The 25,618-nt window shown below is 49.9% G+C and carries 30 protein-coding genes and 1 pseudogene; 14 read left to right on the top strand and 17 right to left on the bottom strand.

All coding sequences use genetic code 11. The annotated features are described in order from the left end of the window. Positions 1-78 precede the first annotated feature (78 nt). The 3 genes from JOD20_RS10625 (at position 79) to JOD20_RS10615 (ending at position 4,547) form a co-directional block, all read left to right on the top strand. Complete coding sequence (locus JOD20_RS10625) at positions 79-1,425, top strand: discoidin domain-containing protein (RefSeq protein WP_204755252.1); 1,347 nt, start codon at positions 79-81, stop codon at positions 1,423-1,425. Between the two features lie 301 nt (positions 1,426-1,726). Then, positions 1,727-3,016 (top strand): RCC1 domain-containing protein, encoded by a 1,290-nt coding sequence (locus JOD20_RS10620; protein WP_204755251.1) that lies wholly within the window; start codon positions 1,727-1,729, stop codon positions 3,014-3,016. 229 nt (positions 3,017-3,245) lie between these two features. Next, complete coding sequence (locus JOD20_RS10615; RefSeq protein WP_204755250.1) at positions 3,246-4,547, top strand: RCC1 domain-containing protein; 1,302 nt, start codon at positions 3,246-3,248, stop codon at positions 4,545-4,547. A gap of 68 nt (positions 4,548-4,615) precedes the next feature. On the opposite strand, the gene JOD20_RS10610 is transcribed toward JOD20_RS10615, so the two are convergent. From JOD20_RS10610 to JOD20_RS10590, 5 genes are all read right to left on the bottom strand, one after another. Beyond that, positions 4,616-5,017 carry a DoxX family protein gene (locus JOD20_RS10610; RefSeq protein WP_204755249.1) on the bottom strand — a complete coding sequence of 134 codons (402 nt, stop codon included), beginning with the start codon at positions 5,015-5,017 and terminating at the stop codon, positions 4,616-4,618. A gap of 45 nt (positions 5,018-5,062) precedes the next feature. Next, positions 5,063-5,572, bottom strand: coding sequence for an SRPBCC family protein (locus JOD20_RS10605; RefSeq protein ID WP_204755248.1), 510 nt, complete (start codon positions 5,570-5,572; stop codon positions 5,063-5,065). A gap of 2 nt (positions 5,573-5,574) precedes the next feature. After that, entirely contained in the window at positions 5,575-5,910 is a 336-nt protein-coding gene (locus JOD20_RS10600; RefSeq protein WP_204755247.1) for an ArsR/SmtB family transcription factor, read from the bottom strand. A 136-nt stretch (positions 5,911-6,046) separates the two neighbouring features. Continuing rightward, a complete protein-coding gene (locus JOD20_RS10595; RefSeq protein ID WP_204755246.1) occupies positions 6,047-6,355 on the bottom strand; it encodes a hypothetical protein in 309 nt (102 codons plus the stop codon). 4 nt (positions 6,356-6,359) lie between these two features. Next, complete coding sequence (locus JOD20_RS10590; protein ID WP_204755245.1) at positions 6,360-6,686, bottom strand: hypothetical protein; 327 nt, start codon at positions 6,684-6,686, stop codon at positions 6,360-6,362. 129 nt (positions 6,687-6,815) lie between these two features. Here JOD20_RS10590 and JOD20_RS10585 point away from each other — a divergent pair, with 129 nt between their 5' ends. The 3 genes and pseudogenes from JOD20_RS10585 to JOD20_RS10575 all read left to right on the top strand — a co-directional run bounded on the left by JOD20_RS10585 (position 6,816) and on the right by JOD20_RS10575 (position 9,135). After that, complete coding sequence (locus JOD20_RS10585) at positions 6,816-7,790, top strand: hypothetical protein (protein WP_204755244.1); 975 nt, start codon at positions 6,816-6,818, stop codon at positions 7,788-7,790. Positions 7,791-7,796: 6 nt separating this feature from the next. Beyond that, a pseudogene (locus JOD20_RS26990) lies at positions 7,797-7,991 on the top strand (DnaJ domain-containing protein); the annotation flags it as partial. Positions 7,992-8,793: 802 nt separating this feature from the next. Beyond that, entirely contained in the window at positions 8,794-9,135 is a 342-nt protein-coding gene (locus tag JOD20_RS10575; RefSeq protein WP_204755242.1) for a hypothetical protein, read from the top strand. A 90-nt stretch (positions 9,136-9,225) separates the two neighbouring features. Here the strand turns inward: JOD20_RS10575 and JOD20_RS10570 are convergent, their stop codons facing one another. Further along, positions 9,226-10,194 (bottom strand): WD40 repeat domain-containing protein, encoded by a 969-nt coding sequence (locus JOD20_RS10570; RefSeq protein WP_204755241.1) that lies wholly within the window; start codon positions 10,192-10,194, stop codon positions 9,226-9,228. Between the two features lie 116 nt (positions 10,195-10,310). On the opposite strand from JOD20_RS10570, the gene JOD20_RS10565 reads away from it, so the two are divergent. After that, positions 10,311-10,670 carry a glutaredoxin domain-containing protein gene (locus tag JOD20_RS10565; protein WP_204755240.1) on the top strand — a complete coding sequence of 120 codons (360 nt, stop codon included), beginning with the start codon at positions 10,311-10,313 and terminating at the stop codon, positions 10,668-10,670. A gap of 89 nt (positions 10,671-10,759) precedes the next feature. Here JOD20_RS10565 and JOD20_RS10560 read toward each other — a convergent pair whose 3' ends face one another. The 6 genes from JOD20_RS10560 to JOD20_RS10535 all read right to left on the bottom strand — a co-directional run bounded on the left by JOD20_RS10560 (position 10,760) and on the right by JOD20_RS10535 (position 13,673). Next, positions 10,760-11,428, bottom strand: coding sequence for a VOC family protein (locus JOD20_RS10560; RefSeq protein WP_204755239.1), 669 nt, complete (start codon positions 11,426-11,428; stop codon positions 10,760-10,762). A 60-nt stretch (positions 11,429-11,488) separates the two neighbouring features. Beyond that, entirely contained in the window at positions 11,489-11,884 is a 396-nt protein-coding gene (locus JOD20_RS10555) for a cupin domain-containing protein (RefSeq protein ID WP_204755238.1), read from the bottom strand. A gap of 128 nt (positions 11,885-12,012) precedes the next feature. Beyond that, positions 12,013-12,342, bottom strand: coding sequence for a hypothetical protein (locus JOD20_RS10550; RefSeq protein ID WP_204755237.1), 330 nt, complete (start codon positions 12,340-12,342; stop codon positions 12,013-12,015). Between the two features lie 84 nt (positions 12,343-12,426). Further along, on the bottom strand, positions 12,427-12,759 hold the full coding sequence (locus JOD20_RS10545) for a hypothetical protein (RefSeq protein WP_204755236.1): 333 nt from the start codon (positions 12,757-12,759) through the stop codon (positions 12,427-12,429). A gap of 29 nt (positions 12,760-12,788) precedes the next feature. Continuing rightward, positions 12,789-13,295, bottom strand: coding sequence for a hypothetical protein (locus JOD20_RS10540; protein ID WP_204755235.1), 507 nt, complete (start codon positions 13,293-13,295; stop codon positions 12,789-12,791). 63 nt (positions 13,296-13,358) lie between these two features. After that, entirely contained in the window at positions 13,359-13,673 is a 315-nt protein-coding gene (locus JOD20_RS10535; RefSeq protein WP_204755234.1) for a hypothetical protein, read from the bottom strand. A gap of 314 nt (positions 13,674-13,987) precedes the next feature. On the opposite strand from JOD20_RS10535, the gene JOD20_RS10530 reads away from it, so the two are divergent. The 6 genes from JOD20_RS10530 to JOD20_RS10505 all read left to right on the top strand — a co-directional run bounded on the left by JOD20_RS10530 (position 13,988) and on the right by JOD20_RS10505 (position 19,369). Then, positions 13,988-14,626: a RidA family protein gene (locus tag JOD20_RS10530; protein WP_054535982.1), complete on the top strand. Its 639-nt coding sequence runs from the start codon at positions 13,988-13,990 to the stop codon at positions 14,624-14,626. Positions 14,627-14,754: 128 nt separating this feature from the next. Continuing rightward, positions 14,755-15,894, top strand: a complete 1,140-nt coding sequence (torT, locus tag JOD20_RS10525; RefSeq protein ID WP_204755233.1) for a TMAO reductase system periplasmic protein TorT — start codon at positions 14,755-14,757, stop codon at positions 15,892-15,894. A gap of 24 nt (positions 15,895-15,918) precedes the next feature. Continuing rightward, complete coding sequence (locus tag JOD20_RS10520) at positions 15,919-17,661, top strand: STAS domain-containing protein (RefSeq protein ID WP_204755232.1); 1,743 nt, start codon at positions 15,919-15,921, stop codon at positions 17,659-17,661. A 75-nt stretch (positions 17,662-17,736) separates the two neighbouring features. Next, entirely contained in the window at positions 17,737-18,024 is a 288-nt protein-coding gene (locus JOD20_RS10515; RefSeq protein ID WP_204755231.1) for a DUF1905 domain-containing protein, read from the top strand. Then, positions 18,024-18,905, top strand: coding sequence for a PHP domain-containing protein (locus JOD20_RS10510; protein ID WP_204755230.1), 882 nt, complete (start codon positions 18,024-18,026; stop codon positions 18,903-18,905). The genes JOD20_RS10515 and JOD20_RS10510 overlap by 1 nt, the downstream gene beginning before the upstream one ends. After that, a complete protein-coding gene (locus tag JOD20_RS10505; protein ID WP_204755229.1) occupies positions 18,902-19,369 on the top strand; it encodes a hypothetical protein in 468 nt (155 codons plus the stop codon). Before JOD20_RS10510 ends, JOD20_RS10505 begins: the two co-directional genes overlap by 4 nt. Positions 19,370-19,375: 6 nt before the next feature. Here JOD20_RS10505 and JOD20_RS10500 read toward each other — a convergent pair whose 3' ends face one another. Beyond that, positions 19,376-20,479, bottom strand: coding sequence for an STAS domain-containing protein (locus JOD20_RS10500; RefSeq protein WP_204755228.1), 1,104 nt, complete (start codon positions 20,477-20,479; stop codon positions 19,376-19,378). Positions 20,480-20,604: 125 nt separating this feature from the next. Then, positions 20,605-21,612 carry a sugar ABC transporter substrate-binding protein gene (locus JOD20_RS10495; protein ID WP_204755227.1) on the bottom strand — a complete coding sequence of 336 codons (1,008 nt, stop codon included), beginning with the start codon at positions 21,610-21,612 and terminating at the stop codon, positions 20,605-20,607. A 444-nt stretch (positions 21,613-22,056) separates the two neighbouring features. Here JOD20_RS10495 and JOD20_RS10490 point away from each other — a divergent pair, with 444 nt between their 5' ends. Next, on the top strand, positions 22,057-23,280 hold the full coding sequence (locus JOD20_RS10490; RefSeq protein WP_239583812.1) for a S8 family peptidase: 1,224 nt from the start codon (positions 22,057-22,059) through the stop codon (positions 23,278-23,280). A gap of 134 nt (positions 23,281-23,414) precedes the next feature. On the opposite strand, the gene JOD20_RS10485 is transcribed toward JOD20_RS10490, so the two are convergent. Genes JOD20_RS10485 through JOD20_RS10475 form a run of 3 tightly spaced genes read right to left on the bottom strand, consistent with a single transcriptional unit; the run spans position 23,415 to position 25,566 of the window. After that, positions 23,415-24,272 (bottom strand): NAD(P)H-binding protein, encoded by an 858-nt coding sequence (locus JOD20_RS10485; protein ID WP_204755226.1) that lies wholly within the window; start codon positions 24,270-24,272, stop codon positions 23,415-23,417. An 8-nt stretch (positions 24,273-24,280) separates the two neighbouring features. Then, positions 24,281-25,015: a DUF2071 domain-containing protein gene (locus JOD20_RS10480; RefSeq protein ID WP_204755225.1), complete on the bottom strand. Its 735-nt coding sequence runs from the start codon at positions 25,013-25,015 to the stop codon at positions 24,281-24,283. A gap of 8 nt (positions 25,016-25,023) precedes the next feature. After that, the gene (locus tag JOD20_RS10475; RefSeq protein ID WP_204755224.1) at positions 25,024-25,566 is read right to left on the bottom strand and encodes a hypothetical protein; all 543 of its coding nucleotides are present in this window, start codon (positions 25,564-25,566) and stop codon (positions 25,024-25,026) included. Between the last annotated feature and the right edge of the window lie 52 nt (positions 25,567-25,618).

Genomic DNA, 25,618 nt, shown 5'->3' with positions numbered 1-25,618 from the left:
GTAATTACCCCGGTTGTGCTCGGCGGTTTCGCTTTATACTCTTAATACTTAATTAAGTAATTTTAGGAGCGATTGTTCATGATTAAGCGTGCTAAACCGTTATTGCAGCTGCGGATCTGCTTGCTGCTTGGGCTATTTGGGCTATTTGGGCTGCTTGGGTTGCCGCGTTCGATTCAAGCGCAAACTGGGGTGAATCTGGCACTTGGTCGGCCTGCGCTTGCTTCATCAATTGAAGGTGCTAGCTTTGAAGCGAGCAAAGCCGTTGATGGCAATGCTGCAACGCGTTGGGCCAGCGCCGAAACTTCGGTCGAATGGTTGCGCATCGATCTTGGCGCGACCTACAATCTTAATCGGGTGCTGCTCAAATGGGAAGCCGCCTACGCCAAAGCCTACCGGCTCGAAGTGTCAACCAATGCCACAAATTGGACGACGATTTATAACACGACAACTGGCGATGGCAACAACGACGATTTGAATCTTACTGGTAGCGGGCGTTATTTGCGGGTCTATGCAACCACGCGCGGCACGCCATGGGGCTACTCGCTGTGGGAGCTTGAGGTCTATGGCACATCGACTTCGAATCCAACCCCAACCCGCACGCCAGGGCCAACGCTTACGCCAACCCGCACGCCAACCCCAACTGGCAATTGGAACTTAGTTTGGAGCGATGAATTTAACCAAACGACGATTGATCAAAGCAATTGGCGCTATATTGTGAATGGCGATGGTGGCGGCAATAACGAGCGCCAATATTACACCAATGGCCAAAATGCCAGTATCACCCAAGATGCCACTGCCGAGGATGGCAAAGCCCTATTAATCGAAGCGCGTAAGGAAAATCCTGCCAATTACAATTGCTGGTATGGCAAATGTCAATATACCTCGGCGCGCTTAGTGACCCAAGGCAAACGTTCGTGGCAATATGGCCGCATTGAAGCCCGCATGCGCTTGCCGTATGGTAATGGCATTTGGCCAGCCTTCTGGATGATGGGCAACCAAGGCAATTGGCCAGCTTCTGGCGAGATCGATATTATGGAAATGGTGGGTGGCAACCAATGTGGCAGCGAATGTGGCGATAACCGCACCCATGGCTATATGTGGTGGTCGGAAAATGGCGACCGTAGCGATGGTGCGCAAGCCAAAAATCTGCCCAGCGGAAGCTATGCCGATGCCTATCACGTGTTTGGGGTCGAATGGGATGCACAACAAATTCGCTGGACAATTGATGGTCAGCCATTATTGCGGAACGATAATGGCCAGCCGCTGGTCTTGCCAATTACTGGCAGCGGCAAAACCGAATTCCATCAACCATTCTATATTTTGCTCAATATCGCGGTTGGCGGCGATTGGCCGCTTGACCCGCCTGCAAGCAGCGTTTTTCCGCAACGCATGTATGTTGATTGGGTGCGGGTCTATCAACGCTAATTGATTTGTCAGCTGTAAATTCTATCCAAGCCAGCCCGCGTTGCTACTAAAACACGGGCTGGCTTTTTGTTTGTGAGCTGTGAACATGGGCAAATTATCCTCATCAATGACCCTGCTGAAAGGTACTTTTGGTGCTTGATTTGGCATAATCCTCGCATATAATAAGCCTATTCTTCGAGAGAATTTGCTATTTTCAAACCAATCATGAAGCTCGGGTTTGGGTCGATGCCGTAGCAGGTTTGCTGTTACGGTTGGCTTAGCCTATTTGCTATGATCCATGCTGTACTGCGAGGAGAATTTTATGCGTCAACAATCACGTTTTCGGCCAGCCCTGCTTTGGTGGATTAGCGGCCTTGTGCTGCTTGTGCTGGTGTTTCCCAAATCGCCCACCCAAGTTATGGCCGTGCCCTTTGTCGATACCTATACGCGAGTAAGTGCAGGCGGTGCCCATACCTGTGCGATTAAAACCACCGGAACAATTCGGTGTTGGGGATTTGATCAATCGTATGAAACAAGCCCACCGTCTGGGGAATATCGTGAGGTTAGCTCGGGTAGTTCTTTCAGTTGTGCAATTCGCTATCCTGCCCAAACTCTTGCCTGTTGGGGATCGAATACACATGGGCAGACCAATGTACCAAGTGGCACCTTTACCGCGCTTGATTCTGGTGTATGGCATAGTTGTGGCATCAAAACTGATCAAAGTTTGCAGTGCTGGGGCTATAATAGAAATGGCGCACTCAATGCTCCAGCAGGAGCGTATACCAAAATTAGTGTTGGTTTTTTGTATGCTTGTGCAATTAATACTGCTCAGGCACTAGTCTGTTGGGGTAGTGAAGATAGTGAGAATCCATCGCCACCGCTGCCAAGCGGCACCTATCGTGATCTGAGTGTTGGAGATAGTACTTCTTGTGCACTGGCAGTCGATAATAGTATCAGCTGTTGGAATAACCATAGCCAAGACCAAAATAGCCCCGAAGTGCCTGAGCTGCCGTTTAGCCAACTGAGTATTGGTGGTTCACATAGCTGTGGCGTTTACAACACGTCACAGGTTTCGTGTTGGGGCTTAAGCGAATATATCAATGTTCCGGCTGGTAGTTTTATGTATGTTAGTGTTGGTGGTGGGCATAGCTGTGCGATTAAGAGTGATCGCCGAATTTTGTGTTGGGGTGATAATCGTTATGGGCAACTCGATGTGCCAATTGAAAGCACCCCTACGAGAACCCCAACCAAAACCTCAACTGCAACGCGCACGGCAACTCCAACCAATACAGCGACTGCAACTGACATTCCAACAGCCACAGCCACGGCAACAGACGAACCAACGGCGACCGCGACCGCAACTGATCTGCCCACAGCCACGGCAACAGACGAACCAACCGCAACCGCGACCGCAACTGATCTGCCCACCGCAACGGCAACAGACGAACCAACTGCGACCGCGACCGCAACTGATGTGCCAACCGCAACGGCCACGTCGACCAATGTGCCTACGTTAACAAATACCGTAACGGCAACGGCGACTAATGCGCCAACTGCGACCACGACCACTGTACCGTGGCGCTGCTACATTCCTTGGGCCGCGACGAACTAAGAATTTAATCTGCCGCGATCGCTTTCCTGTGCAAGAGGCGAGCGATTGCGGCCCGAATCCACTCCATAAGCAGCTTCTCGGTTATCACTCCTGAACCAGCGCTAGGTATGCGTGATCCCACTGCTGGATTGGACTAATGGCTCTGGTTGCCTACTGATACGCGCGTATAATTGAGCGATCATCATCATTCTGTGGATCTGGGCAATCGTTGTTGAGGAGCTGTGTGGTTATGGATCGCATGCACGTTCGTTTTCGCGCGCCACTGCTGTGGTGGCTACTTGGCTTGGCGGCGCTGATTCTTGTGTTGCCCAAGTCGAATCCGCAGGTTATGGCCGCACCTTTGGTCGATACCTATCTGCGAGTAAGTGCTGGCTACAGCCATACCTGTGCGATTAAGACCAGTCGAACGCTGCAATGTTGGGGCGCGAATGATGATAATGAATCAACGCCGCCAACTGGCTCATTTGAAGCAGTGAGTGCTGGCGCTGGATTTAGCTGTGGTATTCGATCCTCAGATCTCGCGATCCGATGTTGGGGTTCGCCAGATTATGGGATTCTGAATCCACCAAGCGGCAGATTTAGCGCGCTTGATGCTGGTTCGTTTCATAGCTGCGCGATTAAGCTTGATAAAACTTTAGCCTGCTGGGGCGGGAATGTTGATCCATGGGAAAGTGCCCCGCAAGGTCTATATACGAAAGTGAGCGTTGGCCAAGCTTATGCTTGTGCGATTGATACTGCGCAAGCACTGCACTGTTGGGAAAATGGCTGGGATGGATTCGTCCCACCACCTGCTGGGAGCTATCGCGATGTGAGTGTTGGCTATAGCTCTGCTTGTGCATTAGCAACTGATAATAGGATCAGCTGTTGGAATTACTCGACATTCTCCGATTTGCCTGCACCGCCCAATGGCTCATTTAGCCAGATTAGCATTGGGGGCTATCATGGCTGTGGCATCATTAGTAATACGACAATTGCCCATTGCTGGGGGCAATTTCCTGCGCCAATTGTGCCCGCTGGTACGTTTAGCCAAGTCAGTTCTGGATATGGCCATACCTGCGCAATCAAGGGTGATCGCCGGATTTTGTGTTGGGGTAATAATAGTTATGGCCAATTGAATGTGCCAATTGAAAGCACGCCAACCCCGCGCGTAACCGCAACCCGTACACCCCTGCCCACAGCCACTGCAACCGATGTGCCAACTGCAACAGCAACCGCGACTGACGAACCAACGGCAACCGCGACCGATGTGCCAACGGCGACGGCAACTGATGTGCCAACCGTGGAACCGACGGAAACCGCGACCAACACCGCAACGGCGACTGACGAACCAACGGCAACCGCGACCGATGTGCCAACCGTTGAACCGACGGCAACCGCGACTGCAACCACGACAAATACTGCGACCGCGACCAACACCGCAACCGCAACGCCGACCGATGTGCCAACCGCAACAAATACTGCAGCGGCCACGGCGACTGCGACCACGACCATAGCAATATGGCGCTGCTACATTCCTTGGGCCGCGAACTAAACCATAAGCAAAGCCCCGCTCCAACTGCTTCGGAGCGGGGCTTTGCTTATGGTTTAGTAGTTTATGGGTTATGCGCTACGCACTGGAAAAATCGTGCGGAGCCGTGCATCGCTGAGATAGAGGCCACCCCACAATAAACTCCCAATAATGATTGGAAAGATTAATGAGAATAGCGGATCGCCGACCCGAACATGGCTGGCGATGGCCCCGCCAAGATAGCCAGTCAGCAGAACCGCCCCAAGCACTGCGGTGCGTGGAATTGCATACACGATGGTACAGACAATCAATAGCAACCCCAAGCTCAAGGCAATGCCCTCAGGGTAGCCCAGTGCCGCGAACGATTCAGCAACCGGAGCTGGATTAAAAAGCTTGTAGCTGCCATCAAAAAGCAGGAATAGAATTGGTAACCCTCGCATGATCCTGCTGGCCCACAGGCTGGTTTTTGAGCTGGTTGCGGTTAGCGTTGTCATGAATTTCGTCTCCATTCCACGAAGCCACATCACATTTGTAGTAGCCTAGGCTTCGACTGCTGTTGGCTCAAGCAATTCGAGCGCAACTGCTTCAAGCATTGCCAGCGCGCTTTGCATGCCCGATTCCATACCTGAATTGACATGCCCATCGCGATGCTCTTGACAGCTATGTTGCACCAGCAGGGTCAAACTTGAGCCACCTTCGCGATCGGCGAAAATCAGGCTATTCAATGCTTCGCCTTCGGGCATAGCTTCGTATACTTCGGTGCAAACCAGCCGCTCATTGGGGATAAGTTCGCGATATTCGCCATGAAACGCCACTTCAAAGCCCGTGTCTGTAACCGTGACCCACCGCCACATGCCGCCAATTTTTAGATCAATATCAGCAATCGTGACCGTGCCATGGCCTGCTGACCACCAGCGTTTCACCAGTTCAGGCGTAGTCCAAGCCCGATACACCAGCTCCTTGGGCACATTAAAATCGCGGCTAATTTGAATTTGGGTGTCGGTTGGCAGCGTAACCACTGCTGAATGTTTGTTGACGAGCGTTGGCATGGTTAATCCTCCTGATCATGCAATTCTTCGAGCAAATCATCCAAGGCATCAAAGCGGTCGTTCCACATTTGTTCGTAGCGCCGAATCCAATCGTGAATAGGCTTGAGTGCCCGCCCATTTAATCGGTAGTAGCGTTGTCTGCCATCATCGCGCACGAGCACTAGCCCGACTTCGCGCAAGACATGCAGGCGTTTGGATACCTGCGGCTGAGCCAGCCCAAGCTGCTCAACCAGTTCGTTGACGGAAAGCTCGCCATTCGCGAGCAGGTCGAGAATTTGCCGCCGCCCCGGCTCTGCGATCGCATTGAATACATCGGTTGTTGTTGCTGCACGTGCCATATAGTTATTATATACCGATATGGGAATATATCAAGTAGCAATTTTGCTGAATGGCAAATTGAGCTGATCAAAAATATAAAATGATAGAGCAATGCCTCTTGCCAGTGCCGTAGAAGCGAGGCTGAGGGTTTTTCGCTTACCGATCGGTTGCGCGTTGGGCAACGATTTTGCCAACTGCAATAATTGTGTCGCCAGCAAGGAGCTTAATTTGTTCGCCACATTTAAACTGGCCTAAGGCTATTGGGATTCGAGTGAGCAATTTGCCTAGCGCATAGCCTTCACTCGTGGTTTGGGTATATTCCAACTGTATCCATTCGATACTCCGCATCGGAAATTGGCTTGATTCACCTCGAATGCGCGTTTGCATGCGTACAAACGGCGGCTGGCTATGGCCACTGAATTGTTCTGGTAGCCAGAACAATTCAAACGCGATCAGATTTGACATAACTTCAATCCTGTTCTTTCACAATTCGTGGCGGCACAATCTTGGCAATTGCTACGATGTGTGCGCCCTCACACAGTTCAAGTAATTCGCCTGGTTCAAGCCATGCTTCAGGAAATGGGTCATCGAAGGGGAAAATGCAAAATGCATGGCCTAGTCTAGTCTGTGGGTCATAGTCAAGCTCAATCAATTGAATACTCCTGACGCTATTCGGGGCTTGATAGAAATAGCGCTGCCACCGCACTTGACTATATATATTTTTGGCAAATGGATATTTTCGTCCGCCAAACTGGTGTGGAATCATCACAAATTCGATATTCATCGAAACAGCCATCAATTGCTTCTCCTTACGAGGATTTAATTCTGCTCTACTATACTGGGCTTTGTGGCTCAAAGTTCGGCTATGCTCGGCTTTGGTGTATCCTAATGGCGCATAATCGTTTGTCGCAGCAAAGGAATGAGGATGAATTTAGCCGAGCCAGTTGATGATCACGCGCACTATCGCGCCGTTTGCAGCTTGATTGAAGCCGATTTGGCGGCCTTGCCCACTGGCTTGGCCGAGGTCTTGCAAGCCCAATTTAGCCAGTTGAAACAGGGCCGATTTAGCCAGATTGCCGCGCTCTTGCCATGGTGGCTGCGTGAGCAGTTTGCGCTTGCAAGGCCTATGTATGTTCAGCTCGGTGCGGCCCAACTCTATGGCTGGTGGTATTATTGGGTCCAAGATAATCTGTTGGATGGCGATGCAGAGCCAGCGTTATTGCTTGGCGCGCATTTGGCTTTGCTGCGCCAGCTTGAGCTGTATACAGAATTAGGCTTGGCGCAAAGCCCAATCTGGCCGTTATTTCGCCAACTGACGCTCGCATCAGCGCTTGGCCATCAGCAGGAATTGCGCTATCGCTTGAGCGAATTGGCAAGCCTGGGCGTGGATCAATTGGCCAATTTTGAGCAAACAGTCTTGTTGGCGCGCGCCCAACCCTTTTTTTTCAACAGCCGTGCTCAGGCTTGGCTGGCTGGGCACGATCCATTTGGCCCAACCGCGAATCTCGTCATCGAAACGCTTGAATGCTTAACCTTGGCGCGCCAATTCAGCGATGATGCCAGCGATTGGATCGCTGAACTTAAACAGGATAAACTCAACAGCGTGGCTTGTCGCTTTTTGGTTTATTTGCACCAGCAAGCAGTATTTGGCGATTTTAGCCAGCTTACGGCGGCTCATGTTGCTGGCCAACAGATTCTGCATGAACGATTTTGGCGTGAGCTTGAACATGCCAATCAGGCCTTGATTGTGCAGACCTTGGCCAAATTGCGTGCAGCAAACATCGAAGGCTTAGCCCAATTGCTTGAACAGCAAGCCCAAGCCAACGTGGCGCTGTGGGCTAATCACGCGACCTATCGCCAACAATTACGTGGTTTTTTTGGTTTAGCAGCGAGTGAATAACGCTTGATGAAAACACATTACGAGGTTCTTGGGGTTGCCACCAGCGCCGATGCTGCGACGATTGATGCAGCATTTCGCCGTTTGGCGCGCCAATATCACCCTGATATTAATAAAGCTCCCGATGCTACGGCCTTGATGCAGGCCTTGAATATTGCCTATGGCGTACTGAAAGATCCTCAAAAGCGTCAAGCCTACGATCGCGAGTTGAGTGGCCAGCGCGAACAACCGCGCCAACGCCAACAATCAAGCGGCAATGCGATCAATGATTTATTTGCGGTAGCTTGGCATGCGGCGCATCCGGCAGTGTATTTGTACGAAAATCATACAGTTGAAATTGCTGGCAATAGTTTTCGTTTTGATTTTGCGTATCCTGCCCAAAAAATTGGGATTATTTGCCAAGCTTCGAGCAGCGCCCAAACAACTTGGGCCGATTGGCAGGTGATTCAATTAACCGCCCAGCAAATTTTGAGCAATCCGATGGCGGCGGCAGAATCGGCCTATCAAGCGTTATCCGAAACCGCCTACGCCAGCACCAATCCTGAAGAATATGCTGCGGCGCAAGCCGAATTGCGCTGGGCCGAAGAATTGCTCGAAAAATACGATCAAAGCCAAGCCACTGGCGAAGATTTTGAAGATCAAATTCGGGCTACTCTCGCCCCACAATACAAGCCAATGCTCGATTTGGCTTTGGTTGGCGGAGTTGGCGCGATTGTTGCGACGACTGTGGTTGGAGCAGTTATCAAGCTGGCTATTGTTGGCTTTATAGCGATGGTTGTAGGCGCGTTGGCGGCTGTGCGCTTTCTGCCAAGCTTGATTCGGCCATGGTCTGATGACTTACGAATTAAGGTATTTGGTGGGATTGCTGGGGTTTGTTTGCTGTTGTTGCTGGTGGTGCATGGCGGCAGCGCAATTGGTTTGGTGGTTGGGGCCAGTCTCATTGGCGGCTTGGTTGGCTATGTCTATGCCATGCGCCAGCAAGCTCAACCCTAATCCGAGGTGAACCATGCTGATGCCGCGCTGTGTGCCCTATCAACGAGTGCTTTTGGCAACCACGCCTGCCCAACCAAGCTGGCGTTTAAAACATACCTTGCTGGAATATGAGCGCTATGTGCGCCAAATTCCCAATACTGAGCGGTTTGCAATCGTAGGCATGCGCCTGATTCCCCAACCCAATCGCCTGCTTAGCTTGCGCGATTTGGCCCCGCGTGATGGCAAGTTTTTGGCTTTTGCAGAATTGGATTGGGCAGTGCAGATTATTGGCCATTTTGGCAGAGCACCAAGCATCAGGTTGGTTAATTACAGGATTACACTGCGATATTACCAGCTGCGTGGTGCATCCGGTTGATTCTGCCGAGCGCCATTTTATCCAAGCGACGCGTAATATTCTGGCCCGCTGTTTTAACGCTGAGCAACTTGAGGCATGCGATTGAAAGCGCTATGTATGAGCTGCCCATACTTCGATGCCGTAATAATAGTGTTCAGGCTTAGAGCCAACTGAGATTAACCATTGACCATCATGTGACCAACTGAGTTCATCGATATGTACATAGTGGCTTTTCAGTGTGGCATAAGCTTGCCATGAATCGCTGTGCCAGAGGCTAATAGTATGGTCGAGATGGCCGATTGCCACCAACGGTTGGCTTGGATGGACGGCGATTTTTTGGCTTGTAGCATAGGGCATGCGATACTCTGCCTCTAACCGCTGATTCCATGGATTCCAGCGCTGAACAAGTGACGAATGGTGAATCCCATAATGTGGTTCAGAGCCTGTACATAATAAACTTGCGCCATCGCTACTCCAAGCAATATCACTCATCCAAGCAAACTGATTTGTAGGCCAGATAGTTGCGACATCAAGTTCATCCCAAATGCCAATTGTGCGATCAATGCCACAACTAGCCAAAATCGATTGGATTGGATGAAAGGCAAAGCCTAAACTGTGGCCATTATGAACGTTTAGCAGTCGAATTGTGGTTAAATCGTTGGCATTCCAACGCTTAATATCGCCAAAACTGTCACAAGCAAGCTCTTTACCAAGCCGATCACTTTGAATTAATGTTGGGTAGAAGCCATCCCAAGCTTCCATTGCTGCTTGATCATCATCATGGATTGGGCCTTCGAATAGAACTTGAGGCGGCTGGGTTAAGCCGTTGATCCAATGCAATGCCCGATGACCGTACTCATTCGTACTATAAATCGTTGTGCCATCGCTGCTCCACGTTAGTCCAAAAGCAATCCCAGTGCGGCGGCTGCGATGCTGGGCGGTGCGCGCCAAGCTCGGAATTGCCATCTCTTGGATGGTTCCATCATCATAACAGACGGCCATGCGTGGATAGCGCGGGTTAATTGCCAGATCACGGATGGGCTTGCGTAACGCACTATGGGCGTAGCAATAAAAATTCATCAAATTCTCCATTAAGCCGCTTGAAATTCCAAGCAGCCTGAGCCTTAGATTAATCTAGCATCTGCGCAATGGGTTTATCATGGTTTGTGGCTATTTGAATGTTCACAAGGAGTGTTATGGAAGCGAATCCACCAAATCCCATTCGCATGTATGGCCATGCGCGTTGCCCTGCTGTTCCACCTGTGCGCGGTATGCTCAATCGAGCTGGGGTTCCATATGTCTATATTAATATTCATAACGATCCAGCGGCGGCGGCGCTTGTGCAGCAGATCAACAATGGCAATGAAAGTGTTCCAACCTTGATCTTCCCTGATGAAAGTACGCTGACCGAACCAACACCGCGCCAGCTGAGGGAACGGCTCGCGCAATTTGGCTATCATGTGCCATGGACTGCCCGCTTGATCGGCCATGGTTGGAAGATTCTGATTGTTGCGGGCGTTGCTTTTGCGATTATCCGCGCTTTAGGTTGGCTTTAACCGCAGTTGCGCTGCTGATCATAATGTTACTCCCCCCGTCCGCGTTTAATGGAAGCTGTGGCGAGGGGAGTTTGGTTTATTTTAGGGTGCTATAAGCCTAGTTGCTGGCGTTGTTCAGGGTTGAGCGCCAAGCTGGCGAGTTGACTGCTCAAGTGTTCAAACTGCTCGTTTTGCTCAAGTGCTTGGGCCAATTCGCGCCGTGCTAGCAGCACTTGCGCATACTCCAAGGCTGGTGCATCGGAATAGCGGGCCAGGGCATTGTCGAGGGTTTTGGCGGCAGCCTGATCATCATTTTTGAAATCGCGCAGGCGGGTCGCTACGGCGAGGGCGCGTTGCAACGGCGATTGGTCGGGGTTTCGGTAGGCTTGGGAGGCGGCTTCATCCTCATCGCCTTGTTTAATAAAAATAATCGAATTGCCAGCGTTATCGGTGAGCGTGAAACGACTTTGACCCGGCTTCATGCGCGAGATACGCGGAAAGCCTTGGGCTGGCACTTTGCCTAAAATAGCCTTCAAGCGCGTGGCAAATTGTTGGTGCAATTGCTCAACTTCGGTAACGATAATCAGACAAGTGCTATAGTTTTCGGTGGGCGGCAGGTGTTTCAAGCCAAAGAAGTGTAAGCAATAATCGTCGGCATTGATGACGGCGTAGAGGCTGGGCTTGCGTTGGGTATAGCTGACCGTAAAACCAAGGTTACGCCAAAAATCGATGGTCTGATCGAGATCGATGCAGGGCAGTGCTGGAATTGTGGTTGGCATAATCAGCTCCAGATTAAACCGCTTAGATTGGCAGTATACGCTGGGCAAACTTAATTTGGCTCAGTCTTGGGCTGCATTTTCTGCTTGGGCCGCCAAGGCCTCGAAAAAGCGGTCAAGCCCACCTGGAATTGCGGTGATCAACAGCACACAGGTTTCGGGGTGATCATTGCGAAAAAAGTGGCGCGTGTTTTGGGGAAAATGGGCGATGCCGCCAACCTCAAGCAGCCATTGATTGCGCTCGTCGCCAACCGTGCAGCGTCCCGCCTGCACGAGCAAAATCTCCATTTCGACCTCGTGTTGGTGCAGCACTGCGCCTTGACCAGCCTGCAACGTAACCTCCAAGACCGTGCATTGGTTGTTGGTGGCGGCGCTCGAGACTTTGCAGCGAATATCGCCAATCAGGGTTGTGCCTTCTTCCGGCAAAATCACAGAAATCGGCATAAATTGCGCGCTCATTCTGGTTCCTTCCGTGCTCAATTGACGATCTATGATACTCGGATTTAGCTGGTGCGGTTCATTGTTCGTTAAATCTGAGGCCAACGCGATTAAACAATGAAAGCTGGTCGAATGTTGTAATTTGATCACTATTCAGGCTTAATTTCTGGGCTACGTTCCTCAACAATTTTACCGATTGCCATAACTCGATCCCCTCCAGATGTTAATTCAATAAATAAACCAGGTTTAAGCCAGCCTTCAGGTAATGGCCCATCAGAAATAAATCGACATTTCGCATAGCCTTGGTTGGTTAGTAGATCATAGTTGAAGTATTCCCATTTGAGCGTTCGAATCTCGTTCTCTGGATAACCCATGTAATGTTGCCAACGAATTTGAGTCATCATATTTTCGTAGGGTGGAATTGGATGTCCGAAATTGGGCGGCATCCACACAAACTCAAAATGAATCCAAATTGGCATAGTTACTCCTCACAATGAATGCTTCCATCCTGCGAAACCAAGCGATTAAACAATGAAAGCTGGTCGAATGTTGTAATTTGATCACTATTCAGGCTTAATTTCTGGGATACGGTTCTCAACGATTCTGCCGATTGCTATAATCCGATTGCCACCGAATACTAGTTCAAGCAATAACCCTGGTTTAAGCCAACCATCAGGTAACGGGGTATCGGTCAGAAACTGACAGCGTGCATAGCCTTCTCTGGTTGTTTCGTCATAGTCAAATTCGACCCACCGAATTGTGCGTGCTTCCCCATTGGGGCTATCTCCATACTCTTGCCAACCCATGAGTGTCATCATATTCTCAAAAGGTGGACGGATATGCCCACCAAAACGGTGTGGAATCCACAAAAACTCAAAATGAACCCAAATCGGCATTGTCTGTTCCTCAGAGTCTTACTCAATAATTAGCGATAATCTTGCTGATCTAACCAATCCTGCGCTTCGCTAAGAATTGCTTGGCGAAAAAATTCTCGATCCTCAGGTCGTGAACGGGCCTCGCTGGCACAATAAATAAACGGATCAAGATCATGAAATTCTGATTGTGAACGGCCTTGGTTGTTCGAAGTTTTATTATTTCTTACCTCTATTGATACATCCCATAAATCTTCGGCGGCTATAAAGGGATCGATTGTTCCCAATATGACCTGTTGGAGCACATCTGTTGCATAAATGCGCGCTGCATCACAGCTTGTTATAGGCCTGAATGCCAAGTCGGTGTTAACCTGATCCCACAATGTATTCGCCTGCAAGTCAATTTCATACGCTTGCAATCCCGCCAAAATTTGTAACGCTAGGCTACTATATCCGTCGATTAGTAATTGTGTCGCTAGTTTCGGTAACTCGCTATTGGGGATTCGTCCAAGAATATAGCGAGCCTGAATTATGTTGATTCTGCTAGGCTTTGATTCCATCTTATTTACCCAAATTTAAAGCTGAATGCTACGCTATCAATGTCCTTCGTGGGAGGGGCCTTATCATAAACTACGTTCCTCAACGATTCTGCCGATTGCCAAGATCCTCGGCCCATTTAATATGATAATAAACTGATCAGGTTTGAGTCTTTCTTCTGGTAATTGATGATGCGATCCAAAGCTACATTTCGCATACCCTTGACGGGTCGTTTCATCGTAATCAAATTGAACCCATTGAATATCTATGGTGAATTCTTGGAGTTCACCAAGATGACGTTGCCACCCAATTTCTGTGCGCATATTAGGATAAGGCGTACCTTTGTTCCCACCGAACTCCGAAGGAACCCACATAAACTCAAAATGAATCCAAATCGGCATTGTTTTTTCCTCAAGATTAACCTGTGCTGACCTACTTTACCTCTTCTCTCGCAATATAGTTCACTGCTGGCCCCTCGTTTGGTGTGAATTTAATGACTTTTATGCTAAACGGTACGCCTAGGATAGCCTAGTTGCGTATGGGCTGAGCAATCCCATTAGAGGTTATTTTTGGATAGGACTATTGGCCGGATTGACTTTGACTGGGCCTCGGGTAGACTCTGATTATCCACTGAACCATTTGCCGTATAGATGGAATGACCGTTGATCCTGCGATCAAGCGTTCATGGCACTAGTTTGTGACGAGGAGTCCATTCATGAAACGTTTTTCCCTAAAACTCCTGCTCGTATTGTTGGTAGCTGGCACATTTAGTTCAATTACCCTCGCCTCGGAAGGCCAATCGCTTGACAGCGCCGAACGCAACCGTTGCCGCCGCCCAGGCGTTGATTGTGTGTTCGAAAAGGTCGAAGCCTATGTTGAAGCCCGCTATGGTGTTGCTTCATTGCCAGACTTGGCTCCACCAACTGCCAATTATGTGAATGCTTCACAAGCTGGCGAAATTGTTTTCATCTCATCGGCTGGCCCAGAAATCTTGACTGGTAGCGGTGGATTCCTCAAAGGCGAGTTGCCAACTCTCTCGTTAGCAACCGCTCAAGAAGCTGCAATGTTGAGCTGTGTGCGTGGCTTGCGCTTCCTCAAATCGACAATTGGCGACCTCGACCGAGTTGACCACATTGTAATGGTAACTGGCACGGTCAACGTTGTTCCAACCTATGATGACGTTACCTCAGGCCCAGTTGTTGGCGCACTTGGCAAAACTGTCGATGGCTGCTCAGACTTCTTGGTAACAATTTTCGGCCCTGAAGCAGGCAAACACGCCCGTTCATCAGGCGGTAAAGTTGCCTTACCGTTCAATATGGCCACCGAAATTGAATTGATTGTTGAAATCAACTAAATTGGTTGAGAAGGTATGCCGATGCATCATGCTCGGCATACCTTCTTTCATGGAATCCCGCTTCTCACAAGGCCCACCGCATTCTTCAATCGTTGCGCTCGGGTTTCAGGGACTAAGGAGATGCTCCTATGCAGCTTGCAACCAAACGCTCATTCTGGCTTCTTGGCAGCTTATTGGCCTGTAGCTTAGCCGCTTGTGGTACGGCCCAGCCAACCACCCAACCAACCAATACTCCGGGCGCAACCGCCGCATTGAGCCAAACCAGTACCAGTGCTAGCTATCAGGTTGAAGTCTGGAATCCGCCGTTTGATTTTGCTAGCCCTCGGACGACGACCGATTATGTGCCGCTGGTGCTGGCTGATAAAGCTGAAACGATTTGTGTTTCGATTCCGCACATCAAAGATAGCTATTGGCTGGCGGTTAATTATGGCATTGTCTCCGAGGCCGAACGCTTGGGCGTGAATGTCGAAATTGTTGAAGCTGGCGGCTATGGCAATTTGCCCACCCAAATCACTCAAATTCGCCAATGTGTGGCCAATGGAGCCAAAGCTGTGGTGATTGGCTCAATCTCGCTCGATGGGCTTAACGATTTAATTGTTGAGCTGCAAGGCCAAAAGATTCCAGTAATTGCCTTTATGAACGATATTTCGTCGAAGGCTGTTACTGCCAAATCGCTTTCAGTGCCAGGCGAGGGCGGCCAAGAAATTGCCAAATATCTGGTGCAAAAACATCCCAAAGGCAGCGAGCCAGTTGATGTTGCTTGGTTCCCTGGCCCAGAGAAGGCTGGTTGGTCGAAAGCAGCCGACGAAAAATTCAAAGCTACTATTACCAATGGCGCAATTAACCTTGTCGAAACCAAATATGGCGATACTGGCAAAGAAGAACAGGCAAAATTAATCGAAGAGGTCTTGATCGCGCATCCAGAGATCGATTATATTGTAGGTACTGGCCAAACAACTGTAACTGCTGCCGAAATTTTGCGCGAACGCAAGCTGCAAGATACAATCAAGCTGATGGCGTATTACATCAGCCCTGAAGTCTATGCAGAATTGCAAAGCGGCGGTATCCAAGCTGCGGCGGTTGCACCACCAGTCACGATTGCCCGGATTGCGCTCGACCAAACGGTGCGCATTTTGGAAGGCAAAGATTATATGGCCCACGTTGGCCCAAAAAGCTTTGTGATCGATACAACATCACTCACAACGTTTGACCCAACGACCTCAATCCCACCAGAGACGTTCAAAATTACGCTGCGCGTGTCGCAATAGGTTGTTGTAGGTGGAGGATGGACGATGCTCCATAGTTTACGCAGGCAGGTTATTGTTATTCTCTTATTGGGAACATCTCTGTTGGCGTTGCTTAATTTAGCGATTAATACCCGTGGCTTGGTGGCTGTGCGCAACCAAGCCACTAACGATAGTACCGCCGCGCTGCAAGCCCAAGCTGAACAATATCTCCTGCGGATTGCCAAAAGCCACTCTGCAAGCACCGCCCAAACGGTTCGGGCTGTGCAACAGTTGGCAGTTACCACTCGCACCTATTTGCAACAACCAACAACCCAAAACCCACGTTTGCCAGAGCTAAGTGTGGCTCGTAATGGTCGCCAATATGCCAGCGGCGCAACGACAGTATTGGTGATTGCTAACCCTGATCAGGCCCAAGCGCTGGCCGATATTGGCTATAGCCAACGGCTCGAAGATGTGTTGCCAAGCTTGCAAATTAGCGTTCCCGAAATTGTGCGGATCTCGTATTTAACCGCCAATACGCTGCGTACCTACCCCAACATGACTCCCAACGATCCACCTGCCGATTGGCAACCAAGCCAAGAACTAGCCTATGTCGCCAGCCTCCCAGCCAATAATCCCAGCCGCGCTTTGGCTTGGACAGAAGTTCACCAGTCGATCGATCAATCGCAGCCCTTGATTTCGGTTGCCGCGCCAGTCTACGATAATGCTGAATTTTTAGGCACGGTCAGCGTCGATGTCAGCCTCGATCGCTTGGCATTCTATCTCAAGGGCTTGATTCTTGATGAATCGAGTTTTGCCTTTTTGATTACCCAAAAGGGCGAGGTTGTTGCTGTAACCGAGGCTGGCCAAGGCGGCGTTGTGCAGCAAATTTTGACCAATCAATCGAATAACGCTAGTTCTTCGATGATTAGCGATTTACAAGCTGGTCGCGATGGCGTGACGACGATCTTTATGGATGGTCGCGGCTATGTGGTGGCCTATGCCGCAATTAGTGGCATTCCGTGGGCCTTGGGCTTGGCTTCGCCATTGGATGAAATTACTGAGCGCACCCAAGAAACTGCCAACCAAATTGCTACGATTACCAACCAAAGCCTTGCGCTGAATATTGGGCTTGCTTTGATTGCACTGGTTCTGTTTGGCTTTGGCATGGCGATGATTCTGCGTCGCCAATTCGTCAAGCCATTGACCAGTCTAATCGGCGCAACCAACCGCGTTGCTGATGGCGATTTGCAGCCGATTGAGGTTGAAAGTAGCAACGAACTTGGTCAATTGGCCAATTCGTTTAATAGCATGACCGCTGCGTTGCAGGTTGCCCGCCAAGAAACCGAGGCCAAGGAAGCTGCCCGCGAAGCAGCCATGCAACGCCTCAATGAAGTTGTGGCTAACCTCGAACACTCATTGGCCGAGCGCCAGCAATTATCCCAATTGCTGCGCGATGTCGCCTCGCCAGTCATTCCAATTCTCAAAGGCGTGTTGGTCATGCCCTTGATTGGCAGCTTGGATGGCGAACGCATGCAGCAAGCAACCACGATTATCTTATCGCGGGTTGAACATGAGCGGGCCAAGAAAGTCCTGATCGATATTACTGGCGTGCCAATGATGGACGAATCTGCGGCCCAAGCTTTAGTGCGCATGATTCATGGCTTGCGGTTGTTGGGCGCGACGGTTACCTTGGTCGGGGTCGGCCCCGAAGTTGCCCAAAGCTTGACGGCGCTATCAGTCGATTTGAGCGCAGTCCAGACCGCCGCCGACTTGCGCAGCGCAGTTGCGCAACTCAGCCGTTCGTAATAGGATTAAGCGGATTCAAGAACCCATGCAGGTTGTTGCATGGGTTCTTACCATTAAATCGAGCAGGAGTTTGCCATGATTATTGAGCTGACTGGGCCAATTTGGTTTTGGAAAGGGCCTGCACCATGGTATTTTGTGACCGTGCCCGCAGAAGAGAGCCGCACGATCAAAGCAATTGCTGGCTTGGTGACTTACGGTTGGGGCGTAATTCCAGCCCAAGTTCAAATTGGCAAAACTCGTTGGAGCACCTCGTTGATTCCCAAAGATGGGCTGTATCTTGTGCCAATTAAAAAACCAATTCGCCTGGCCGAGCAGCTCAACGAAGGCGATGAGGTTGTGCTGCAACTGGAGATTGGCCAATAATGCCTATCCTTTCAACCATCAACCTCGTTTTGGCCGCCGATGCTGCAATCGATTTGCAATTGCATACCACCGCCAGCGATGGCCAATGGGAAGCAGCCGAGTTAATTGGCTATCTCAAGCGCGAAGGCTTTGGCTTGGCCGCCATCACCGACCACGATCGGCCTGAGCTTGCTCAATCGCTGCAAGCGTTGGCCTTGGCTGAAGCCATGCCGCTGCTGGTTGCTGCTGAAATGAGCTGCGTTTGGCGCGAGCAAATGGTTGATGTGTTGTGTTTTGGCTTTACGCTCGAGCCAAATCCGCTCACAGCACTGGCTGCGGAGCTGCATCAACGCCAACAGACGATCATCACCAAGGCCTATGCGTATTGTTGTGATGCAGGCTTTTTAGCCGCAGCAGTGCAACCGCACATTGATGCGATTTTGCGCCAACCCTCGGCCAGCCAGCCGCATGCCTTCGCGGCCTTGGTCAAACAGCAAAACCCAGATTTAGCCCCAGCCCAGTTTTCACAATTGATGCAGGCTGCTGGCTGCGATTTTGCCACCACGCCAATTGCAACGGTGGTTGTAGCCGCTCAACAAAGTGGTGCGCTGTGTATCTTAGCGCATCCAGGTCGGGATGATGGCTTTGTGTGTTTTGATCAACCGCTGCTTGAACAACTGTGGGCCGAAGTGCCCTTAGATGGGCTTGAGGTGGATTATCCATTGCATACGCCGGATCAAATTGCCATGTATCGTGCTTTTGCCGCGCAACGAAGCCTATTGACGAGCGCTGGCTCGGATTCGCATCGCCCTAGCAAGCCGCCAATTCGCTATCGCGCTGGCGATTATCGGGCCTTGCTGGGTCGTTTGGGCATTGTGGTTGCTGAGGAGCACCATGCATGAGCTATTTTTTAAAAAAGATTGAATGGGAATATGGCGAAGCCCATGGTGATTGCTTTTATCCCAATAATCAACAGGAATTTCAAGCTCAACTCCAAGCACTTGAGTTACAAGCTAGGCAAAAAAATTATCCATTCTATGTTGAACTTGAATTCGAGGATGATAGTTATATCGGGTTTATTATTGGTCATGCCCTAAGCTGTTTTTATTTTGGGATTTTTATTGCCGATGATCGCCACGTTGTGAATTGTAGAACGCAGTTTGATAGCCATTATGATCCACAAGTTGCTCATCCTGAGCTGATGATCGAGTATTCATTTAAAGCAGACCATGGCGAAAAATATATGCCAGAGTTGCTGCCTCGTGAACAGGTGATGCATGCCATCAATCAGTATATCGAAACCCAACGACTACCGGCATATATTTTATTTACGAAGCGCGCAATTATCGATCGCTACATCGATTAATAAAGCTTAGCGATTAAATAGTAGCCGACTATGCTGCTGAATCGCTGCTTGCAGATCGCGGAAAACTGCTACGTTATCAAGTTCATTGCCCATACTAACCAAGGCTTGTGCCGCCTCAGGCCGAACCCCAATGAAGGCCACGACCGCACCAAGCAAGCTGCTGGCCTGCACAATTCGCTGCAACATCGCTGCCCCAGCATAATCAAGCACCGCCACGCCCGTTAAATCCAACAACAAGATTTTGGCGCGATAGCTGCCGACTGCATCTAAAAGTTGTTGCTGAATATCCTGCAAACGCTCCTGATCAAACGTGCCAATCAGCGGAACCAGCAACATTTGTTGGTGCAAAGGCAAAATGGGCAAACTCAAGGCCCGAATGGTTGAGCGTTGTTGATCGTTTTCCGTTAATAATTGGGCTTGTTGCTCGATTAAATGTTGCGAATTTGCCAAGTTTTGGCGTAATTCTTGGGTGCTTTCAGCCACGCGCTCGCTCAGTTGATCGCGCTCGGTTTGCAGCGTCGAAGTCAATTCGCGGCTGCGCTGTTGAGCAAGATTCATGGCGTAAATGGCTTGGTGAGTAGTACGTGAGCCAACGTAGCCCAGCCCAATGATAATCAGCAACAATGTACTGGCTAAGCCATATACATCGCTATTTTGGGGCAATGTTTGGGGAATATCTCTGGTTAATAATGCTAATAATGCGAGTGCTGCCAAACTGGCTGCGCTGGCAACCAACAAACCACGCGGCGAGAGCGTCACAAAGCCAATCAAAATCGGTAGTAAAAAGAAAAATGGCGTAAATGCAACCCGATTGGCCAAAACTGGCGCGGCTACCAAGGCAATTAAGGTCACTGCAATCAGCAAGCCTGCGCCGCTATTGGCATTTCCTCGCCGCGCTAGCCCAATTGCTGCCAAGCCCAAAATGCCAAATGGGCTAATTAGCGCTGCGGTTTCGCGCCAACCAGCAGCAAAAATGCTAAATAGGCCAATTAAAACAATACAGCAAACCAAGAAAAAGGTGATGCCGACGATTGCTTTGCCACGTCGCCGAATATTGGCATCGGCGTGTTTGATGCGGAAAAGCAGGGCCAGTAAAGCCTTAAGACGCATAGTGCTACGGTATCCAACTAAAATTGCCTTATCCAGTAATTTCGTTTTTCAACCAGAAGAATGCACAGAAGGTTATGCTTCTGTGCATTCTGAGTACTTAACTAGGTTTGAATCGATTAAGTTTGCTAGATATTATCTTTGGTGATCAATTTCAGCTCGGTGCGAATCCAGCCGCTGAATTTCTCACCCTTGAGCGTGCGGTAGCCATAATCCATGCCGATTGCAGCCATTTGCGCACCATATTGTTCCACCGTTGCTAGCATTTTACCATCTTTGATCAACGGTTGCACAGCTGGAATGTTATCGAAGCCAACGACTTTAACCTTATCGATCATTCCGGCGGCTTCGAGCGCTTGGACAGCGCCAAAGGCCATCGAATCGTTGGCCGCCATAATGCCTTGCAGATCGGGATATTTTTTGAGCCACGCGGCGGTGATGCTTTGACCTTCGCTGGTTTCCCAGTGGCCGCTTTCGGCTACGACAAGCTTCAAGCTGCCATCGGCAATTGCATCATCGAAGCCCAAGCGGCGTTGCACCGCGTTATCGGCCTCGGGATTGCCTTCGAGAATCGCGACCTTGCCGCCAACGCCCAAGGCTTTGGCTAAAACGTCGCCCGACATTTTGGAGCCAGCGCGGTTATCGGGGCCAAAGAAGGCAAGATCAATGCCGGCGGCTTTTTTGGTCGCCTCATCGAGTGCAACATCGATATTAATCACGACAATGCCTGCTTTGATTGCTTTGGCAACGGGTGCGACCAAAGCCACCGAATCGGCGGGAGCAAGCACAATCACATCATATTTTTCGGTAATTAGGCGCTCAAGCGAAGCAATTTGGGTCGCAAAATCGCGCTCGTCGTTAATGCCGGTGGCCATGAAATCGAAGCTGTTTGCATTTTGGCGCGCATATTCTTCAGCGCCAGCCTGCATTTGTTGAAAAAACTCATTGCTGAGCGACTTCATCACCAAGCCAATTTTGGGCTTGGTTGGCGTGGCGGTGCTCACAGGGGTGGCTTGGGTGCTGCCACAGCTTGCTAAAAGGCCAAGTGTTGCCAGCCCGCCTAAACGTAAAAAATCACGGCGGGAATATCCGACGGAGTTTACCAGACCATGTGCATTATTAAGTGGCTTTTCCATTGGATCATCCTTCTGCCTATGGAGCATGCGAAAGTAGCCTCAGACGAAAAAATTGGTTTAGCTGATCAATCTTGATTAAATTCGTCATAATTTACGAACAAGTTAACTAGCCTATTTCTACGATAGTTGGTAGTAGATTTTAACCCAACCTGCTCTAGGAGTATGCTTAAACCCGTTTAAGCGCTTTTTAACATATCTGCATAAGAGTTATTAAAATTTTTTGACAAATTCGTTAAGATCATTTAAGATATACCTAATCCACTGATATGGAGCTTGATCGTACTGTTAGGGTAGTTTGCTGACTGCGTAAGGAGGACGCAACATCAGGATCATCGGCCTCACCGATCCTTCATGACAACGATGTGCAATAGGTGTAGGTACAGCCGCTGTTGGTTTGGTACTGCACAATTTTGGTTAAATAACCCACATGTTGAGGAGGCAACTTTGAAGCGTCTGTTTGTTTCGAGCATGTTGATCTTGGCGGTTAGTGCGTTTGCTGGCTCAAATTCATCGTTCGCACAGTCACGTGATGTAGAAAAACCCGTCGACATTGGCGATGCCGTTGGTCTCGACCTCAATGCCCCTGCTGTTCCTGGTCAATTCGTCATCAAGTTCAAGAATACAACCACCAAAGCCAATCGCACCAATATGTTGAATGCCTTAGGTGCTGTGCAAATCGATCGCATCGAAGCTCTCGATGCAGAAGTTGTCGAATTTGCCAGCCTGAAGAGCAACGATAGCTTGGCTTCGCGCACGGCGCTGGTTGAAAGCTTGCTCAAAAATGACTCCATCGAATATGCCGAACCCAACTTTATCTATGCTTCAACCTACACACCAAACGACCCAGGTCGTAGCTCACAATGGGCTTGGGGTGTAACGCAAGCATACACTGGTTGGGATATTACCCGTGGTAGCAGCAGTGTTGTTGTTGCGGTCGTTGACACTGGGATTCAAAGCAATCACCCTGATTTGGATGCCAAAGTGGTCGCTGGCTATGACTACGTTGATAATGACTCAACGCCAACTGATGGTAATGGCCACGGCACGCACGTCTCTGGGACGATTGCTGCTGAAACCAACAATAGCACCGGCGGCGCAGGCACTTGCCCCAACTGCCGTGTGATGGGCGTTCGCGTGTTGAACAACAGCGGTAGCGGTACCTTGGCCGGTGTGGCCAACGGCATCACCTACGCTGCCAACAATGGCGCGAAGGTCATCAACTTGAGCCTTGGTGGCGGCGGTTCGACCGCATTGCAAAATGCTGTCAACTTCGCTTGGGGCAAAGGTGTATTCTTGGCGTGTGCCGCTGGTAACAGCAACACCTCAAGCACAGCCAGCGCCTATCCAGCTGCCTACACCAACTGTTTCGCGGTTGCTTCAACCACGTCGACCGATGCTCGTTCATCGTTCTCAAATTATGGTACGTGGGTCGAAGTTGCTGCCCCTGGTTCGAGCATCTACTCAACCTGGATTGGCAGCGGCTACAACACGATCAGCGGTACCTCAATGGCTACCCCGCACGTTGCTGGTTTGGCAGGCTTGTTGTCATCACAAGGCTTGAGCAATAGCCAAATCAAGAGCAAAATCTGCTCAAGCTCCGACCAAATCAGCGGGACTGGCTCACGCTGGACTTGTGGCCGGATCAATATCTACAAAGCTGTTCAATAGTTCTTCTTTCGCCTTGACGGAATAAGTGGTCGGATGACCGCTTGGTGTGTGGAAATGTTCAAGTGATCCTGAAATCCCTAACTTAATATCAGATCAAAAGCCCATGGGACTAGCTAGACCATGGGCTTTTGGTTTTAGCGATTTGGCTGAAATGGGCGTGGTTCAAAGCCAAAATAATGCCGAAAGGCGCTTAAATCAGCAATGTTGCCTTGCAGCAAGAGGCTTAATTCAGACCGATTAATTGGCCCCAAATTTGTTGCTGTGCCAAGGTTGGCAAGCAGTTGGCTCAGCCAATTAGGCACAAACCATGGGCGTAAGTGCCGATTTTGGCTCGCTGCTAAGCGTTCGAGCAGTTCATAAAAACTCATGCGCTCGCCGCCAGCCTCAATCGTACAGTTGGCAATTGCTTGCTGTTCAACGCACAATTTAATTGCTCGGACAAGGTCGCTAATATGAATTGGTTGTACCTGATACGCGCCATCACCTAAGATTGGCGTAATTGGCAGCTTGGCCAAGCGTTGAAAAAGCCGCATGGAATAGCTGCCTGCACCATAGACAAAACTTGGCCGCAACACAACCCACGGAATTGCTTGTTGGCTCAAGGCCTGATCAGCCAACGCTTTGCTGTGCACAAAGGCTTGCGCTGCTGTAATATCCGCTCCCAAGGCGCTAATTTGAATGATTTTTTGCAGCTTGTGCTGGGCGGCTGCTTGAAATAAGGCAATTGGTACATCAGTCTGCACCGCTTGAAAGCTGGCTTGGTGAGTTTCACGCAAAATTCCCACACAATTGATCACAATCTCGTGGCCAGCCACCTGATCGAGCCACTGTTCAGGCTTAAGCCACTCAGCCACCAGATAGTTAATCGCTGGATCGGCTCGAATTGGTGGTGCTCGGCGCACCAAACAAGTTAATTGATGGCCTGCGTTGCTTAATTCAGCTGCTACATGGCGGCCAATAAAGCCACTTGCTCCCGTCAAAAAAATTCGCATTGCGCACCTCATTGCTCAGCCATCAGCACCTTGCGGCGATAGCCACGCAACCATCGATAATCAATTGGCTGAATTTCATAGCAAATTTCTGGTTGCACCGGATATTGCTTGAGCAATTGAAATTCGGCCTGTTGCACATGGCGTAAGCTGTGTTGCCATGCAGCTTCATCTCGTTCAATGCTCACAATATTGGCTTCGCCTGGTTTGCTCAAAGCAATACCCCGCGCCGGATATTTAAGCTGCTTGGCTGCTTGTTCAAGGCTTTCGAAAACTGAATCGCTGGCAAGTTGGGCTGGCTGTTGGTTATCAATCACAATGTCGGCATGTGCCGTAGTGCTTTTAATTGAAATACGTGTCTGCTCTACAGAACGGTTAACAACAATTGGCGTATGATGAAAATTAAAATTGGTTACGAGATTGCCCGCCCACGCCAACAGCCTATTATCACAATCGCTGCGCACAAAATAGAGGCCTTGTTGTATACCAAATGATGTTTTCAGATTGACATAAATTCGATAGGCCACATGCCAATAGTTAATGCCCACTGCTTGCGGCGCAAACCACGGACGCATATGCGCAACATGGCATATTACGATATTCCAAAAACCGTATCCTTGATATTCGGTGGCGGTTAATTCTGCTGGCAGGATTGGCGAAAACTGTTCGATTGGCATGCGATAGGTCAAAAGCCAGCATTGGTCGATTTGGCCTTGCATGGTGATTGGGTTATGCAGGAGTGGCATGAGCAGCCTCATTTCGCTAAAAGATGACGCAAACGATAGAAACAAATTGCGCCTGTGCCGTTCAGCAGCAGCATCCACAGCAGCCAGGTTTGCCAACGCGCTACTTTAATCACACTTAGTTGCTCGGCCAACGTGCTGGCCATAGTGATGTTGGCGATTAATACCAGCAGCAGATTGCGTTGTTGGGCAGAGGCTTGGGTTTTGAGCAAATAATTGAGCAAAGCAGCAATTAATAGAATGGTTTCGCCATAGCTCATGCTCACCAAACATGCCTGAATACAGCTATTAATTTTGCCTCTGCTGGCGAATACGAGCGCTGGGCCAAGCACCAACCAGCCAGCACCCGCCGAGAGCGTCAACCAACCTGCCGCGCCGCGCCGCGACCATTGCGGCACTGCTTGCTGAAGCGAGCCGCCATAGATCAGCGAGCCACCAACTGCTAAACCAGCATGCTGCAACCACGCCCGATATGGCCATTGCTGAACTGGCTGATTATGCTGTTCGGCCAGGGTTTGCTTGGGCTGGCGCAATTGCTGAAAAAATGTTTGCATTGAATTCACCTCAAATCAACTGATGCAGCAAGCATACAGTGCCTACGTTACA

It is taken from the genome of Herpetosiphon giganteus (assembly GCF_016907925.1).
Lineage (GTDB): Bacteria > Chloroflexota > Chloroflexia > Chloroflexales > Herpetosiphonaceae > Herpetosiphon > Herpetosiphon giganteus.
Note: the sequence above shows the minus strand (reverse complement) of the source record. Positions and strands in the feature narration are given on the sequence as shown.